The organism is Corynebacterium lactis RW2-5 (assembly GCF_001274895.1).
GTDB classification, from domain to species: Bacteria; Actinomycetota; Actinomycetes; order Mycobacteriales; family Mycobacteriaceae; genus Corynebacterium; species Corynebacterium lactis.
Genome location: NZ_CP006841.1, coordinates 1,237,690 through 1,253,693, shown reverse-complemented (window position 1 = coordinate 1,253,693; position 16,004 = coordinate 1,237,690). Strand labels below are relative to the sequence as shown.

The window sequence follows — 16,004 nt, the reverse complement described above, 5'->3', positions numbered from 1 at the left end:
CCCACTCTACCGGTCGGCTGACGGAAAGCCCGTATTTTGGGCTATCCCGCCGGCGGTTCCTCTGCACTAATTTCTCTGCGTAAGCTCGCAATTTCGCGAGCGAAGTCATCGGCTGAGGTGAAGGATTTGTAGACCGACGCAAATCGCAGATAACCAACCTCATCGAGCTCACGCAGTGGCTCCAGAATTGCAAGGCCGATATCGTTCGAATCGATGCGAGGAGTACCTTTTTCCCGCAAACGCTCTTCGACCTTTTGCGCGAGTTTTTTCAATTGAGATTCAGAGACTTCACGTCCCTGACAGGCACGACGGACACCACGAATGACCTTTTCCCGGTCAAATTCCTCTGGAACCCCGTCCCGTTTAACCACCATCAATTGTGACCGTTCGATAGTTGAAAAACGCCGATGACAGTTCAAACACTCCCGCCTCCTGCGAATCCCCATTCCATTGTCAATCAGGCGTGAGTCAAGGACACGAGTCTGTTCATGGTGGCAAAACTGGCAATGCACGGCATCTAGTCTACTGCGTCGAGTATGAAGCAAATGCTGGAGCTGGAGGTTGATTCAAAGACTCACCCGAATTCGCAAGCATGGAGCCAAACAGACCAAAACCAGTGCCAAGCACAATAGTCCAACCAACGAGCGCCTTAGACAACCTGCCGTCGGGAACCATCGCCGGAACCTGCGAAGTAGCGCGACTAACTGCAACACCGGGGCGCCCGTAGGACATTTCAGTCTTATCCGGACGGGAGCGATCAAAACTGGATCTAGCGACCCGACACTGAATTGCTGTACGACGAGCTGGTTTCCTCCGGTCCTCCGCAACAGAAGTCCTACGCTGAGATTTCATAGACCTTTCGCCCCACACGACAGTGCGAGGGCTGCTGCGCGGACCAATGAACTTAACTGGCGTGTCAACCGACGCGAAAGCAACGTGCGAATTGGTGCTGGAATCTAGAGCATTAAGCGTTTCGATCGACATAAGTTGGTGCCCCTTTCTGGCCGGTTCGTTGTAAATCTTCTAAAGCCCCTAAGCACTGTGCGGTGTTTAGGATTCGAGTCCCTTCAACAGACCCCCGACATACGCTTGCCCAGGAATCAAGGACGCTCTGAACTCTAGGGTGACTTCCGGGCTGATTTTTCGAAAATAACACTAGATACAAACAGCTGTTCGATTGCATGCTATGTTCGATTTATAACACCATGTTCGAAAGATGTCCAGCGACGGGCGTAATTATTTTCGAATATATTGGTTGAAACGCAGGTCACTCAGCCCAACCCCATCCATCGGGTTCGAAAATCTTAAGAGATCTCCCCCACGTACGGGAACTTTCGAACGCTTTGGGGTAAACTAATTTTCGAACGCATGCACACGAAGGGCTGCTCGCTACCATTCTTTTATTGAGGTTCGAACGCCCACCCACACCGCCCGATTAATCGAAATTGAGGGGATATGACCATGACTCCTAAGAAAAAGGGAAGCCTGAAAACCCTTACTGAGCGGCAGCGCCGAATTCTCGATGTTATTTCTGATGCCGTCGTTTTGCGCGGTTATCCGCCAAGCATTCGAGAAATCGGAGATGCCGTTGGCCTCAACTCCACGTCATCGGTTGCTTACCAGTTAAAGGAGCTGGAGAAGAAAGGTTTCCTCCGACGCGACCCCCACAAGCCGCGCGCCGTGAACGTACGCGACTCTAAGTCTTCCGCAGGTAGCTTCACTCCAGTGAAGCCCGGACCAAAGCCCCAGCAGGACTCAGGGACCCCTGAGCTTCCAGAGGATATGCCCGAACCGATTTACGTTCCTATTGTGGGACAGATCGCGGCAGGAAATCCGATCCTCGCCGAACAACACGTCGAGGCCCACATGGCCCTCCCTATGGAAATTACCGGCAGCGGCCAGCTCTACCTCCTGAAGGTTGTCGGTGATTCGATGATTGACGCGGGAATCCTCGATGGAGATTGGGTTGTTGTCCGCTCCCAGAATGTCGTGGAGCAAGGTGATTTTGTCGCTGCTCTCTTCGAAGACGAAGCAACTGTGAAAGAGTGGCATGAAGACGCTGCCGGAAAATGGCTAATGCCACACAATAGGGCATTCGATCCCCTCCCTGCAGAGCGCGCTCGGATCCTGGGCAAGGTCGTAAGCGTTCTACGCAGTCTCTGATTACGCTCCGGACCCAAAGTTCTCGAGTTAAACGGGCCCCACATCGTGTCGTCTGACGTCGGCATCCAAGTAGGCGCGCTTGCCCACCCCCAGACGAGCCTTCCGAATCCGCGTATTGCCTGCTGTATCCCACCCCTAAAAACAACATTTCTTTGCCCGTAACCACACAAAACGGGCATAATTCTAGCTGTAGCTATTTTTGGAGGCGTCGCTATGTATGCAGAGGAACGACGTAGGAAGATTGCATCGCTGACTGCGGTGGAAGGTCGAGTCACCGTAGCCGATTTGGCAGAGGCGTTCGACGTTACAGCGGAGACAATCCGCCGAGATCTTGCTCAGCTAGATGCTGAAGGTGCAGTTCACCGAGTACATGGTGGTGCTGTCGCCACCCGTTCCTTCCAGACGGTGGAATTCACTGTCGCCGCGCGTAAAAATGCGCAGAAGGACGCAAAATTGTCCATCGCCCGGCTTGCCGCAGAATGTCTGCCAGAAGACGGTGGCGGTGTATTCCTCGATGCAGGCACTACCACTGAGGCCCTAGCCGATTTGATGGTCCACTCCCCTGATAGTCGCCGTTGGACTGTCGTGACCAACTCCTTACCGAACGCAATGACGCTTGCTGCGTCCAATCGGATTGAACTTCAACTGCTTGGCGGGCAAGTCCGAGTGATTACTCAAGCAGTCGTCGGGGACGCTGCTCTACGTACCCTTGCCGTGATGCGCGCAGATGTGGCTTTCATCGGTTCTAATGCGCTCACGATTGATCACGGCTTATCCACTGCAGATCCTCAGGAAGCTGCTGTAAAACGCGCAATGATTACCAACGCACGCAAAGTGGTAGTAATGGCTGACTCGACAAAGCTTGGCCGAGACTTCCTCGTCAGTTTTGCCTCTCTCGAGGATATTGACGTGGTTATTACTGACGAGTCTGCTCCTGAACAGTTCGTTGCTGACCTGAAAGATCATGGCGTCGAGGTCATGGTCGCCTCATGATTCTCACGCTCACGGTCAACCCCTCAATCGACCGTCTCGCACGCCTCGATACTGAACTGGTTCGGGGCGGAGTTTTCCGCTTGCCCATGTCGGAAGATATCGCCGGCGGCAAGGGAATTAATGTTTCTAAGGCCGTCCACTTTGCAGGAGAAGAGACACTCGCTCTCTACCCTGCGGCCGAGCACGGTAAGTTCACCCGTCTACTCGAGGTCTCTGGTATTCCTCATGAGGCAATCAACACAATGAATGAGGCGCGTGTAAACCTCACACTCGCAGAAGCAGACGGTACAACCACAAAACTCAACTCTCCTGGTATGACGTTAACGAAGGCGCATCGCCGTCGTGTCCTAGAAAAGCTGCTGCATCACGCCAAGAAAGCCTCCTGGGTTATTTTCGCAGGGTCACTGCCGCCGGGCGTTCCTCGCGATTTCTACGTCAACTGCACCGAGGCAGTCCAAGCTTTTAATCCCGAAGCGCACATTGCGCTTGATACCAGCGACGGACCTCTGACCTCCGTAATACGCGCTTTTCCTCGCACGGCTCCATACCTAATGAAGCCTAATGCCTTCGAACTTGGCCAGATCGTGGGTGAAGACGGCGAACAGATGGAACGCTCAGCCTTGGCAGGAGACTTTCAGCCTGCAGCCAAGGCGGCAAGGGCTCTCAATCAACTAGGGGTCACAGAGGTTCTAGCAACACTCGGCGAGGCCGGAGCGATACTTGCCATCAAGGACGGTCCTTGCTTCGCAGCGACTTCACCGAAAATCATTCCCCAATCGACCGTAGGCGCTGGGGACTGTGCTCTCGCCGGCTACGTTCTATCTCGCCAACGTGGAGAATCCTTCCCACAGGCATTGAGCAATGCGGTAGCCTACGGCGCTGCCGCGACGAGTTTGCCTGGCACTACTATTCCTTATCCAGAGCAAGTGCACCCCGAATTCGCTCATGCCTGGGAACTAGATTAGGAGCAATAGAAACGATGGCTGCCTCCGCTGAGTTTTCCTCCATTGCAACCACGTTGGTCGAGGATTCAGTGGTGTTCCTCGACATCGATTTGGGCGAGTCAAAAGAATCTATACTGAAACGCCTCATCGGCGCGGCAGTTGCTGCAGGCCGCGCTGCGGACGATAAAGACATTGTGCAGGCCGCGCTGCGCCGCGAAGAACAAGCCCCGACGGGGCTCCCGGGGGGCGTAGCCGTTCCACACTGCAGGCATACTGATTGGCTCAAACCCACGCTTCTCTTTGCCCGGCTTCCCCGTGAGACGCAGTTTTCCACTCCCGACGGCCCTGCGGACCTCTTGTTTTTCATCGGTGTCCCCGAGGATGCCGGAGCTATACATATCGATATTCTCTCAGCACTCGCAAAATCCATTCGCTCCAAAGCCTTTCGCGCCGAACTCCGAGGAACTGAATCAAACGAGGAAGCTGTGCGGATTATTACCGAGCATTTGCTCAACGCGCCGCGAAAAAAGTCTCAAAAGGAGTTAGCCAACCGCGTTTCTTCCGACAGCCAGGACAAAAAACCGGAGTTGAGCGTACAACCCACACGCATTGTCGCGGTCACAGCCTGTCCCACTGGTATCGCACACACTTACCTAGCGGCCGATGCCCTCACAGCAGCGGCGAAGTCAATAGAAAATACCAGAATCTCTGTGGAAACGCAGGGCTCAGCAGGAACACGGGCTGTAAGCGCCCAAGCGATTCAACGCGCCGATGTCGTCGTTATCGCAGCTGATATACAGGTGTCCGGGCTCGAACGTTTTGGCGACCTGCCAATACTCAAAGTTCCAATTAAAAAAGCGGTCAACTCGGCAAACGAGGTTATTAGCGAAGCTCTTTCCCTCGCCGCCAGACCTAAACATTCGCGAGCTAATCATCAAGCCTTTATGCCAAACGGCGATGCGGCTGCCTCGGAGACGGAAGAATCGTCGGTAAGAGGAGTGGGGCTGTGGGTACGCGTGCGCAACGCAGTGATGACGGGTGTCAGTTTTATGATTCCTTTCGTCGCTGCTTCGGGCCTGCTCATCGCGCTGGGCTTCCTTGTCGGCGGCCATCAAACGGCACAAGTATCAGATGTAGTGTCGAAAAACCTCACACTTTTCGAGGCTATTGACTTCCAAGCGCCAATTCCGGTTCCGACTGACGACGGCTCGACCGTTCTCTTCGACCGAGATGGCCTGTGGATGTACCTCGGTTCGGTGCTGTTCGCTATCGGGGTCCACGGAATGCAGGTCATAGTTGCAGTCTTGAGTGCGTTCATCGCCTTCGGTCTCTCCGGTAGGCCCGGAATTGCCCCGGGATTCATTGGCGGAGCTATTGCGGTTACGGTCGGCGCTGGTTTTCTTGGTGGACTGGTCACGGGTATCGCGGCTGGTTTAATCGTCATGGGGCTTCTGAAGATTCGGGTCCCTGCGTGGCTCGAGGCCCTCATGCCTGTCGTGGTAATTCCGCTTCTAGGGTCCATGGCCGTCGGTTTGTTGATGTATCTCTTCCTCGGCGCACCGCTGTCGTGGCTAATGATGAACCTGCAGGGTTGGTTGTCCGGTATGGATACCGCTCACGCGCTGGTCTTCGGCGGAATCCTGGGCGCAATGATGTGCGTCGATATGGGCGGAATGATTAACAAGTCCGCCTATCTTTTCGCCACTGCGAGTGTTTCCTCGCCGGATCCCGCCTCGTGGAAGATTATGGCCGCAGTGATGGCGGCAGGTATGGTCCCGCCACTGGCGACGTCTATCGCCTCGTTCCTTCGCCCAAGGCTATTTACCTCTGCGGAGCATCAAAATGGTAAAGCCGGCTGGATGCTAGGCGCCGCATTTGTTTCCGAAGGTGCGATCCCCTTTGCCGCAAACGATCCTTTAAGGATTATCCCCTCAATCGTTGTGGGAGGTGCCGTCACGGGTGGCATGTCAATGGCACTCGGTGCTGCTACACGAGTTCCGCACGGCGGCGTATTCGTTTTGTTCGCTATCGATCATCCACTTGCTTGGCTCGGATCGATCGCAGCGGGCAGTGTGGTCGCAGCGGCACTAATCCTCACGCTGAAAAGTCTGTTCTACCGGCGAAAGCCAGAAGCTACGACGGATGAAGTCATTGCCCAGCCAGAATCCTAAAACGCGGCTTGAAGTTGGAAAAGAAAGTTTTGGCCAAAGACGCCGAAGTCGCTTCGGCCCGAACGGCTCCCAACTATGCTCGGGGTGTCAAACGCGAATTCACCGTACATCTGAAAGGAACCGAACCGATTATGGTTACTCGCAGGGTCACTGTCGGCTCGAAAGTCGGGTTACACGCACGCCCAGCAACTGCGATTGCTGAAGCTGCGTCCCATTTCAGCGAGGAGATTCTCATCGAGCTGGTCAACCCGGCAGACCCCGACAATGAGCCTGCCGACGCCGCATCTTCGTTGATGCTGATGGCGCTTGGCGCGGAATTCGGTGACGAGGTCTCTGTCACGAGTTCCAACGCCACCGCGGTCGAGCGCATTGCCGAACTAATCAGCGTCGAACTAGACGACTAGTTCCGGCCTTCACCGATTTTCCGATATAGCCAGTTCAGAATCGGGTATCCGACAATAATCCCCACGGAACCCCAAGCAATTCCCTCGAGCGTAATTGAGCCCACGTTCAGGGTCAGGTTGCCGATACCGGCGATGAGAGCGGTAGCTGCTGCAGTGAGGTTGACCGGGTTGTTAAAGTCGACTTTCTCATCCATCCAAATTCGCACACCCAGCATGCCGATCAGGCCATAGAGCACGAGCGTCGCTCCGCCGAGTACGCCGGTCGGAATCGTGAGTATAAGGGCACCAAACTTCGGGATGAAAGCGAGCGCAATCGCCGTGAGTGCGGCAACCCAATACGCCGCGGTGGAATAGACTCGGGTCGCCGCCATAACACCAATGTTCTCCGCGTATGTTGTGGTACCCGAACCGCCGGCGGCGCCGGCAAGCGTGGTAGCCAGGCCGTCCGCGATGAGCGCGTCGCCTGCAATATCGTCCAGATTCTTACCCGTCATCGCGGCGACAGCCTTGACATGGCCCACATTTTCGGCGATTAGCACGACAATCACTGGAAGGCCAATGAGCATCGCGTTCACGTGGAACTCGGGAGCGTGGAACGTCGGCAAGCCAAACCAGGCGGCTTTTGCCACAGTTTCGGTCGATTCTGGGGACAGCCCACCGCTGACGGCGGCGAAAAACCAGCCCACCAGCACACCGATGAGAACGCCCAGACGAGCGACCATCCCGCGGCCGGCGACGGTCGCGAGCAAAATAGTGGCAGTAGTGACGCACGCGATTAAAGGCTGAGAAGTGAAGTTCTCAGTCGCTGCCGGCGCCAGATTCAATCCGATTAAGGCAACGATTGCGCCAGTAACCGCAGGAGGCATTACTGCATCGAGGACCCTACGGCCGGAAATCTTCACGACCACCCCGATGATGGCCAAGACGACACCAGCTGTGATGACAACGCCCAGCTGTGCTCCAATGCCGCTGGCCTGAGTGGCAGTCAACGGTGCAATAAATGCGAAGGAGGAGCCGAGATAGGAAGGCAGGCGGTTGCGGGTGATCAGCAGGAACAAAATGGTTCCGATACCCGAGAACAACAGGGTTGTGTTGATTGGGAAACCAGTCAGCAGCGGTACGAGCAGTGTCGCGCCGAACATGGCAATAACGTGCTGCGCGCCAATCCCGATAGTCCGCGGCCAGTCGAGGCGTTCATTAGGAGCTACGACAGCGCCCGGCGCAATCTTGCGCCCATCGCCGTGGAGGTCCCAGCCAAAGAAACGGCCTTTATCAGCGTCTGAGTCGACGCTGGGGGCAAGCTTCGAAGAAGCGCTATCCCCGTTATTAAGTTCAGAATCCATGCCCGTAATGCTAGTTGATGGGTCTAGCCGTTGCGTAACTAGCACAGGGCCTTTCTACTCTCCGGGTTCCACCTGGTAGATAGATAATTCTCGCGCTAGCGTCGCAGGAAGCCGGACCTCGACTTCGGTTCCCTTTTCGCCCCAAATTTCCTCCAAAACCGTTGCATCTTCGTGGAGCATCGACACGATGTTGCCCTTGTCGTAAGGGATTAGGAGTCTGACGTGAGCGTCGAGGGCGTTGAGAGCCAACTCGAGTCGGGTCTCCAACTCAGAGATACCCTCCCCGGTCTTCGCAGAGGTGAACACGACGTCGTCCAGGGTGTTCCGCAGCTGTGCAAGCGTGATTCCATCAGCCTGGTCAATCTTGTTGACGATGAGCAGCTCCGGCGGTACCTCGGCCTTTTGCTCGGCCGCAATCTCGCCGACGACCTCATTGACCGCCTTGATTTGCTCCAACGGGAACGGATCCGAGCCATCGACGACATGCAGAATGATATCCGACTCGAGTACCTCCTCGAGCGTCGAGCGGAACGCCTCAATCAACTGGGTGGGCAGGTGACGGACGAATCCGACCGTATCGGTCATGATTACGGTACGCCCGTCGCGAAGCTGGGCGCGGCGAGTAGTCGGATCCAAGGTGGCGAAAAGCGCATCTTCCACCAGCACGCCGGCTCCGGTCAGCGCGTTAAGCAATGAGGATTTACCAGCATTTGTGTAACCGACGATGGCGATTCGCGGAAGGTGCCCGGCCTTTCTCCGCGCACGCTTGATCTCGCGGGCAGTCTTCATCCCGGCGAGGTCTTTGCGGATTCTCGCCATCTCCTGGCGCAGGCGTCGTCGGTCGGTCTCAATCTTCGTCTCGCCTGGTCCGCGCAGGCCAACACCGCCGTTGGAACCGGCGCGACCGCCCGCCTGACGGGACAAGTTTCCGCCCCAACCGCGAAGACGCGTGTAGAGATACTGCATTTGCGCCAGCGAGACCTGTGCCTTGCCCTCCTTGGACTTGGCGTGCTGAGCGAAAATATCCAGAATCAGCATCGTGCGGTCGATGACCTTCGCGTCCAGCCGGTCTTCTAGAGCGACCAGTTGGCCCGGGGAGAGCTCACCATCGCAGATCACGGTATCCGCGCCGGTAGAAGCCACAATATCGCGGAGCTCGCTGAGCTTTCCCGACCCCACGTAGGTGCCCGGGTCCGGCTTATCCCTTCGCTGAAGGACCGACTCCAGTACCTCGGAGCCCGCGGTTTCGGCCAACGCTGCCAGCTCGTCCATAGCTGCCTCTGCCTCGCGCAGGCTTCCGCTCGTCCATACCCCGAGAAGGATCACTCTTTCGAGGCGCAGCTGCCGGTACTCAACGGTGACCTCTTCCGAGTCCGTGTGGGCGACCGATCGGGTAAGGCGGCGCAGAGAGGAACGAGCCTCCAAATCCAAGTCACCCGTGGTGGGTTCCTCTCGCTTTCCGACGACAGGTTCTTGGTGAACCGTGGGGCCGGAAAAGTCTGCACCTGCGATGGACTCCGACGGATTGTAGGCGCCTACGTTGTCGCCGCCGTCGTGATATTCGTTGGAAAGATTAGTCATACTGGGCTCTATTGTCGCATGCCGAGGCGGGAAATTTAGTACCGCCGTTGTACGACCCGAAGATGAGTCGGCTTTTCGCGCCGGGCTACTGCCCTATTCCAGGCCGTCGCGTGAGTACCAGAGCTACCGGCCCATTGGCGGCACCACTATCGCCGCTGGCGCACGTCCCTGCTTCCGACATTCCGCATCTCGAGCATCCTCCGCCTGGACACATGCCACCGAGATTTTCGCGGCGCAGCGATCCGTTGGCCTCAAGACGCTCCAGAATTAAATCGACCGTGGTTGCTCGCAGACCCGTCACCTCGGCGATTTTCCGACGGGAGCTGATACCTGCGGCGATGGCGCCCTTCACCGCTTCGGCGGGCTTCTGCGTCGGGGATGGTGCTGCAGGCGCGTTTGAGCTGCGGAACTTAGAGATTAGTGAGCTCATCCTGTGGTCCTCCCTCCAAGAGTCCTGACGGTTAAATAAACAGCTTGAGCACCTGGAACACTGCGACGGCCAGGGCCCACGCACCAACCAGCTGGGTCGCAAGGCCGAATATGGTCCACTTCCAGCCAACTTCTCTTCGCTGTGCCGCAAGTGTGGCGACACATGGGGTGTACGCGAGCATGAAAACCATATAGGCCCAGACCGCGGCAAGCATGTGCCCGCCGGAAGCCTTGTCAAAGTCCGCACGGATATTCGCCGCAAGCTTGCTGTGAGCCTGCTCGCTAGCCTCCGCGTCGGTGACGTCTTCGACCGCGTAGGTCTGTGCCCAGGTAGAAATCACTGCTTCCTTAGCGACGAAGCCGGTTACCAGAGGTCCTGTGAGCGACCAGGTTCCGAAACCGGCGGGATCGAACACTGGCGAGACTGCTTCGCTAATTGCGCCGTAAGCGGAGTCGCGTGGAGTGAGGTCCTCCTGAGCGAACGAATGGCCCGGAACGGTGGGGATGCTCAGCAGGAGCCAGACGACGACGACCGTCGCGACGATAATGCCGCTAGCGGTCTTCAAAAATCCCTTAAGCCGCAGCCACATGACCGACAGTGCGAGGCGTGCGGTCGGAAGCTGGTAGGTCGGCAGGTCGATTACCAGAGGATCGGACGGAATGGTGCGCCACAGAGTGTTTCGCAAAATCAGGCCGACTAGCACGATTAGGAAAATCGAGATGACGTACATAACAAAGACCACGGTGCCCGCGTTATCGGGGAAGAACACCGCGCCCATCATGACGTAGACGGTCAGTCGCGCCGAGCAGGAAGTGAATGGCACCAGTAGCGCGGTGAGAATCCTATGACGCGGGTTGCCGAGTACGCGGGTCGCGGAAATCGCTGGCACGTTGCAACCGAATCCGACAATCAGGGGGATGAAAGCCTTACCGGGAAGGCCAATCGCCCGCATCACCCGGTCGGCCACGACGGCCGCTCGGGCCATGTAGCCCGAGTCCTCGAGAATTGCGAGACAGAGGAACATCAGCGCCATCAGCGGGGCAAAGGTCAGGACCATACCGACGCCCTCAATCAGTCCGTTGATCAGCAGTCCCGTGACAATCGGATGATCGAGCCCCGCGGATTCTAATCCGCTGCGGACCAGGTCCGCGAAGTTTCCGGTGATGAGCCCCTCGAGGCCGTCCTGCAGAGGTGCAGCCACAGTGGTGGCGACCTGGAACACGCCCCACATGACAGCGAGGAAAAGCAGAGGGCCGAGGATTGGGTTGAGGACGAACCGGTCGATGCGGTCTGTCAGGGTTTGACGGTCTTCGACCTCACCCGTGGCCGCCGCGACCGCGGCATCGATGGCCGCAAATCGCGCTTCATCTCGTAACTCTGGGCTGGCCGAAGCCTCGAGCCCCACCGGGCGCAGCACAGTGGCGCACCCGCCCAGTGCTGCCTCAACAGCCTCGCCGAGCTTGGCCAGGCCCGCTTTACGACGGGGGTCCAGGGCGACAACGGGCATGCCCATGGAGTCTTGAAGGGCCTCAGGGTTTACCGAAATGCCCTTTGCCTCTGCAACGTCGAGCTTGGTCAGCGCCAGCAGGATGCGCTGAGGGTGTTCGGCCAGCTCCGTTGCGATGTAGAGGCCGCGACCAAGCGAGGTGGCATCAACGACGACCACCACCAGGTTTGGACGTTCCTCCAGCGGCTTTTCGATGAGCATCTCGCGGGTGAGTTCCTCGTCAGGGCTCAGCGCGTCGAGCGAGTAAGCTCCGGGGAAGTCGATGACGTCGTATTCCCGTTCGTCGTCACGCCACGCGCCCCGGCTAACCTCTACGGTGGTGCCCGGCCAGTTGCCCATCTGGGCCTTGGCGCCAGTTAGGGCGTTGAAGAGAGTCGACTTTCCGGAGTTCGGGGCGCCGACGAATGCGATAACCGGCGAGCCCTGCATTGCAGGTGCGCCCGCGCTACAGGCGTGGCAGCTAGGAGTAGCCGCAAATGTGCGTAGTGCCATTTGAAGGTTAATTCCTCAACAGTATTGAGACGGACAAAAATGGGGCGAGATCTAGCTCACGTACATGTAGCGCAGTGTTGCGGCATCAATCGCATAGCGGGAACCACCGGAACGGATGACGCGCCCGCCCCCTGCGGTGAAGTGCCCAGCGGTCACGGTCATCCCTGGGCGCAGGCCCAGCTGGGCGAGCCGTCGGCACAGCTGAACGTCCACTTCTGGGACCGATAGGATTGCTCGCTGGCCCGTGGTGACGTCGGCAAGCGAAAGCCTTTGCGCATCGGAGGCAGTGGTGGAAGTTTCGGTACGAGACCGCAAACCGAACATGGATATCCTTCCGTACGATGCCGAATTATGCTGGTTCTTTTGCGGTTTACCAGCGCGTTTCGACTTGACGCTTATTAACAAAGGCTATCCTACGCTTATTCACTAAATAATGGAATTGCTTAATTCAATAACTGAACGCCAAGTGAAAACAATCTCCTCGAAACTGGCCTAACCAAGCCAGCTGGCCCCGATTCGTTCCTAGAGTTCTTCGCTTGTTGTGATATCAGCAGTATTATGTGCAGCTATGACTACCGACTTGCGAAGCATTGGACTGGATTACCCTCAGTGGCAGGACGCGATTGAAGCGGCGATCGCCACCAACCACCTCTCCGTAATCGGCGAGGTGCGGGGCGGCCAGCTAGTCCGCTTCGAAGACCCCTCGGGCGCCCGCCTGCACATTCTTGGCGTGGAACCTTATTCCACCTATGCCGGTTTCGCCGGCGAGCCGACCGTCACCGCGCACGTCTCAAGCGTCGATGACGTACTCGCGCTGGTGGAGATTGTCGGAGACGACCCTTCTCAGGATACGTTCGACCAGGTCATTGAGAATGCCTGCTGCGTCCTCGCACAGGGGCCACTGATTGTCGACGAGGGCACGCAGACCTTCGAGCATGTTGCACTCTCCGCCCTAGCTACGGACTTCACCATCGACGAATCCGAGCAGGCTTATTCCGAGCGCACCGGCAGCGATGAGAAACCTGCCAAGCAGGATTTCGTCGGAGCACGCGCTGTAGTAGGTGACCAAGCAGGCAAGGCCGCGCCATCCGCAATTGTTGAGCTTGCCGGAGTGGTCAATAACTCCCGTAAGCGAGTCAACGAGCTGACCGGACAGAAATTCTGGGCTCTCAACCTGGCGCTGCCGACCCCGATGGAGGTCCTAGTTCCCGGCGGTGACATCGCGCCGCAGCCAGGAATGGTCGTCTCCGGCACCTTCCTGCTGACCGGCGACATCATCGCACCCCAGGGCTGCGGAGGAGGCTGCGGTGACGGAGGCTGCGGCTGCGGTGACGGAGGCTGCGGCGGGCACTAACCCGGCTCGCGCCCCTATCCCCTAGAGCAAATCCAGGTTGATTTCGCCATGGGTGTGAATGATGCTAGGGCCGGTAAGGGTGGCTCCAAACCGCCCATCGCCGGCTTCGCTCACATCCACGCGGACTTCACCGCCGGGGACCAGCACGCGGACCGAGCCCGTTGTGCGCTGCGCATCGGTTAGCGCCGCAATTGCAGCTGCCACGGTTCCAGTACCGCAGGAACGCGTCTCCCCTACGCCCCGTTCGATGACACGCATGGAAATCGTGTCATCGCTATCCAGCGGTGTGAGAATCTCTAGGTTCACACCGGCGGGAAACATCTCCTCCGAGACGCTAACGTTGTCGCCGAGCTGCATGCTCTTAAGACCATCTACGTCCAGTGCCGGCATCACACATGCCAGGTGCGGGTTGCCCACGTCAACTCCGACTCCGGCGAATTTCCAGGTCGCCGAGCGCCCCTCAACAAAGCCCGTCCCGAGGCCGAGCACCTGCGGCAGCCCCATGTCGACTCCCACGACTGCCCGCTCACGGCTCAGCGAGTCAATTCGAACAGACCGCAGTCCGGCGCGCGTACCGACACGCAGCTGGCCGTCGACGACGCTTTCCGGACTGTGAATGGCCGCCACATAGTGGGCAAACACTCGCACGCCATTTCCGCACATCTCCGCAATCGAACCGTCACCATTGCGGTAGTCCATGAACCAATCCTCCGGGGCAACACCATCGGGAATGGATTTCAAAACTCCCGCTGAGACCAGCTCACCCGCCCTTGCAACGCGCAAGACACCGTCCGCGCCGAGACCCCGCTGCCGGTCGCATACTGCCGCGACGACGTCCTCACTCAAATCAACGGAGACAGAGTCGTCGGGGAAAATGATGAAGTCGTTTTGGGTGCCGTGGCCCTTCGCGAATGAAACCATGCACCCCATCGTAATAATTCCGCCGGCCTGGGCGCTATGCTCCCGCAGCTTCCCAAGCCGCTAGCGCGTTCAAGGCTTGCGTCCGTACGTCCCCGCTCGCGTCTAGCCAACAAATCCTGGGGTCGCGGTTGAACCACGACCGCTGTCGCCGCACATACCGCCGGGTGCCCGTAATCGTGCGATCAAGCGCCGTTTCAAGGTCGTACTCTCCATCGAAGTACGACAAGATCTGGGCGTAGCCAATCGCACGACTGGCGGTCACGCCCTCTCTCAGCCCCTGGCCTACAAGTTCCTCCACCTCGCAGAGCAGTCCAGACTCAAACATGTTCCTGGTACGAAGTTCGATTCGTGGATTCAGCCATTCCGACCGTGTACGCAGTCCCAGAATTCGCGTCGACCATCGCGGCGGGGCGTCTACCGACGGCTTAGATGCCGCAAACGGCTTGCCCGTAAGTTCAATCACTTCGAGAGCCCTGACCGTCCTGCGCGGATCATTCGTCTCAATTATCGACGCCGCCTCCGGATCGATCTGCGCCAATTTCGCGTGTAGCGCCACGGGGCCGATCTCGTCCTGCAGCGCCTCCCACTTTGCACGCACGGCAGCATCGGTCGGCGGAAACTGCCAATCATCCACAAGCGCCTGAACATACATCATCGAGCCGCCGACAAGGATTGGCACTTTACCCCTCGACCGAATCTCCTCAACGTCCGCCACCGCGTGCCTCTGGTAGCTAGCAACACTCGCCGGTTCAGTCACGTCCAGGACATCCAATTGGTGATGCGGAATCCCCCGCCGCTGTTCCACCGTCAGCTTCGCCGTGCCGATATCCATACCCCGGTAGAGCTGCATCGAATCGACGTTGACCACTTCCCCGCCGAATTCCTCAGCAAGTGCCAGCCCTAAGTCCGACTTTCCCGACGCCGTCGGACCTACCACCGCAATCGGCGTCGTATCCGGCTGCTCATTCATCTTCACTGCCCTCTTTTTCAACCTGCCAACTCGCCACGTGGTATCCGATTCCATATGGGCTCGCCGAATAGTGCAATCGCTTTCCGACGCCCACCTGGGCGCCCCCGTCGTTTCCTGCCACAAGCCGGGGAAGACGCGCTAGCTCACGCCAAAGCGTCGAGCAATCGGCGCCGGGGTCCGGCAACTGGAATCCGGCGAGAATACTTTCCGGTATCTCTACACCGCCCCCCGCAATGCGACGGCACAGCTCATCCAGCTCATCGGCACCGTTGATTGCGCCGGTCGGCGACTGATCGCCGAGGCCGAAAGCGCCGTCGATAAGCACGACCAGCGCGGTTTCACCTGCGGAGAGCGCTTCCTCGATCGAGGAGTAGATGATGACTTCATCTCTGCTTTCAGTGCTGCGCTCACTCACACTCTCCAGGAGCCAGCGCCCGAGCAATTCTGAAATACTGGCGCCGGCGGATACCGAAAGATCGGCACCCCACGGCCGAAAGCTACCTTCTAACTGTGGTGATACGCGCAAGGCGCGCTCGCAAGGCGTGATAATTAGTCCCACACGTCGACGGCCGGCGGCGCATTCGCGTACTGCGCTAAGGCAGGCGCGACGAAGTGCCACCGCAGGCTCGGCGGCACCGCCGAATTCGTCGACGGTAACAAGTGCCCTCGGAACAATTGTTAAACGGTAGGTCACGACAATAACGCTACCGTGACTCAAGTATGCGCAGAAA

The 16,004-nt window shown here is 58.0% G+C and carries 15 protein-coding genes; 6 read left to right on the top strand and 9 right to left on the bottom strand.

All coding sequences use genetic code 11. From position 1 onward, the window contains the following. Positions 1-41: 41 nt before the first annotated feature. The gene (gene nrdR / locus CLAC_RS05485) at positions 42-512 is read right to left on the bottom strand and encodes a transcriptional regulator NrdR (protein ID WP_053412040.1); all 471 of its coding nucleotides are present in this window, start codon (positions 510-512) and stop codon (positions 42-44) included. A 943-nt stretch (positions 513-1,455) separates the two neighbouring features. Between nrdR and lexA the strand changes: the two genes are divergently transcribed. The 5 genes from lexA to CLAC_RS05460 all read left to right on the top strand — a co-directional run bounded on the left by lexA (position 1,456) and on the right by CLAC_RS05460 (position 6,675). Next, positions 1,456-2,163, top strand: a complete 708-nt coding sequence (lexA, locus tag CLAC_RS05480; protein WP_053412039.1) for a transcriptional repressor LexA — start codon at positions 1,456-1,458, stop codon at positions 2,161-2,163. A gap of 213 nt (positions 2,164-2,376) precedes the next feature. Beyond that, entirely contained in the window at positions 2,377-3,156 is a 780-nt protein-coding gene (locus tag CLAC_RS05475) for a DeoR/GlpR family DNA-binding transcription regulator (RefSeq protein WP_053412038.1), read from the top strand. After that, positions 3,153-4,121, top strand: a complete 969-nt coding sequence (locus tag CLAC_RS05470; RefSeq protein ID WP_053412037.1) for a 1-phosphofructokinase family hexose kinase — start codon at positions 3,153-3,155, stop codon at positions 4,119-4,121. The genes CLAC_RS05475 and CLAC_RS05470 overlap by 4 nt, the downstream gene beginning before the upstream one ends. A 14-nt stretch (positions 4,122-4,135) precedes the next feature. Then, positions 4,136-6,271, top strand: a complete 2,136-nt coding sequence (locus CLAC_RS05465; RefSeq protein ID WP_053412036.1) for a PTS fructose transporter subunit IIABC — start codon at positions 4,136-4,138, stop codon at positions 6,269-6,271. Between the two features lie 131 nt (positions 6,272-6,402). After that, on the top strand, positions 6,403-6,675 hold the full coding sequence (locus CLAC_RS05460; protein ID WP_053412035.1) for an HPr family phosphocarrier protein: 273 nt from the start codon (positions 6,403-6,405) through the stop codon (positions 6,673-6,675). Here CLAC_RS05460 and CLAC_RS05455 read toward each other — a convergent pair. From CLAC_RS05455 to CLAC_RS05440, 5 genes are all read right to left on the bottom strand, one after another. Continuing rightward, a complete protein-coding gene (locus tag CLAC_RS05455) occupies positions 6,672-8,018 on the bottom strand; it encodes a uracil-xanthine permease family protein (RefSeq protein ID WP_082313142.1) in 1,347 nt (448 codons plus the stop codon). The two genes, CLAC_RS05460 and CLAC_RS05455, sit on opposite strands and share 4 nt — an antisense overlap. 54 nt (positions 8,019-8,072) lie before the next feature. After that, positions 8,073-9,599 (bottom strand): GTPase HflX, encoded by a 1,527-nt coding sequence (gene hflX, locus CLAC_RS05450; RefSeq protein WP_082313140.1) that lies wholly within the window; start codon positions 9,597-9,599, stop codon positions 8,073-8,075. A gap of 85 nt (positions 9,600-9,684) precedes the next feature. Next, complete coding sequence (locus CLAC_RS12285; protein WP_156324780.1) at positions 9,685-10,029, bottom strand: hypothetical protein; 345 nt, start codon at positions 10,027-10,029, stop codon at positions 9,685-9,687. Positions 10,030-10,060: 31 nt separating this feature from the next. Then, a complete protein-coding gene (feoB, locus tag CLAC_RS05445; protein ID WP_082313138.1) occupies positions 10,061-12,028 on the bottom strand; it encodes a ferrous iron transport protein B in 1,968 nt (655 codons plus the stop codon). Positions 12,029-12,079: 51 nt separating this feature from the next. Next, positions 12,080-12,352 (bottom strand): FeoA family protein, encoded by a 273-nt coding sequence (locus CLAC_RS05440; protein WP_082313136.1) that lies wholly within the window; start codon positions 12,350-12,352, stop codon positions 12,080-12,082. Positions 12,353-12,596: 244 nt separating this feature from the next. Between CLAC_RS05440 and CLAC_RS05435 the strand changes: the two genes are divergently transcribed. Further along, the gene (locus CLAC_RS05435) at positions 12,597-13,382 is read left to right on the top strand and encodes a hypothetical protein (RefSeq protein WP_053412033.1); all 786 of its coding nucleotides are present in this window, start codon (positions 12,597-12,599) and stop codon (positions 13,380-13,382) included. Positions 13,383-13,403: 21 nt separating this feature from the next. Here the strand turns inward: CLAC_RS05435 and dapF are convergent, their stop codons facing one another. The 3 genes from dapF to CLAC_RS12625 are packed head-to-tail and all read right to left on the bottom strand — an operon-like array spanning position 13,404 to position 15,967. Then, complete coding sequence (dapF, locus tag CLAC_RS05430; protein WP_053412032.1) at positions 13,404-14,303, bottom strand: diaminopimelate epimerase; 900 nt, start codon at positions 14,301-14,303, stop codon at positions 13,404-13,406. Between the two features lie 34 nt (positions 14,304-14,337). Next, positions 14,338-15,273 carry a tRNA (adenosine(37)-N6)-dimethylallyltransferase MiaA gene (gene miaA, locus CLAC_RS05425; protein ID WP_053412031.1) on the bottom strand — a complete coding sequence of 312 codons (936 nt, stop codon included), beginning with the start codon at positions 15,271-15,273 and terminating at the stop codon, positions 14,338-14,340. After that, positions 15,266-15,967, bottom strand: a complete 702-nt coding sequence (locus CLAC_RS12625; protein ID WP_156324779.1) for a hypothetical protein — start codon at positions 15,965-15,967, stop codon at positions 15,266-15,268. The genes miaA and CLAC_RS12625 overlap by 8 nt, the downstream gene beginning before the upstream one ends. Between the last annotated feature and the right edge of the window lie 37 nt (positions 15,968-16,004).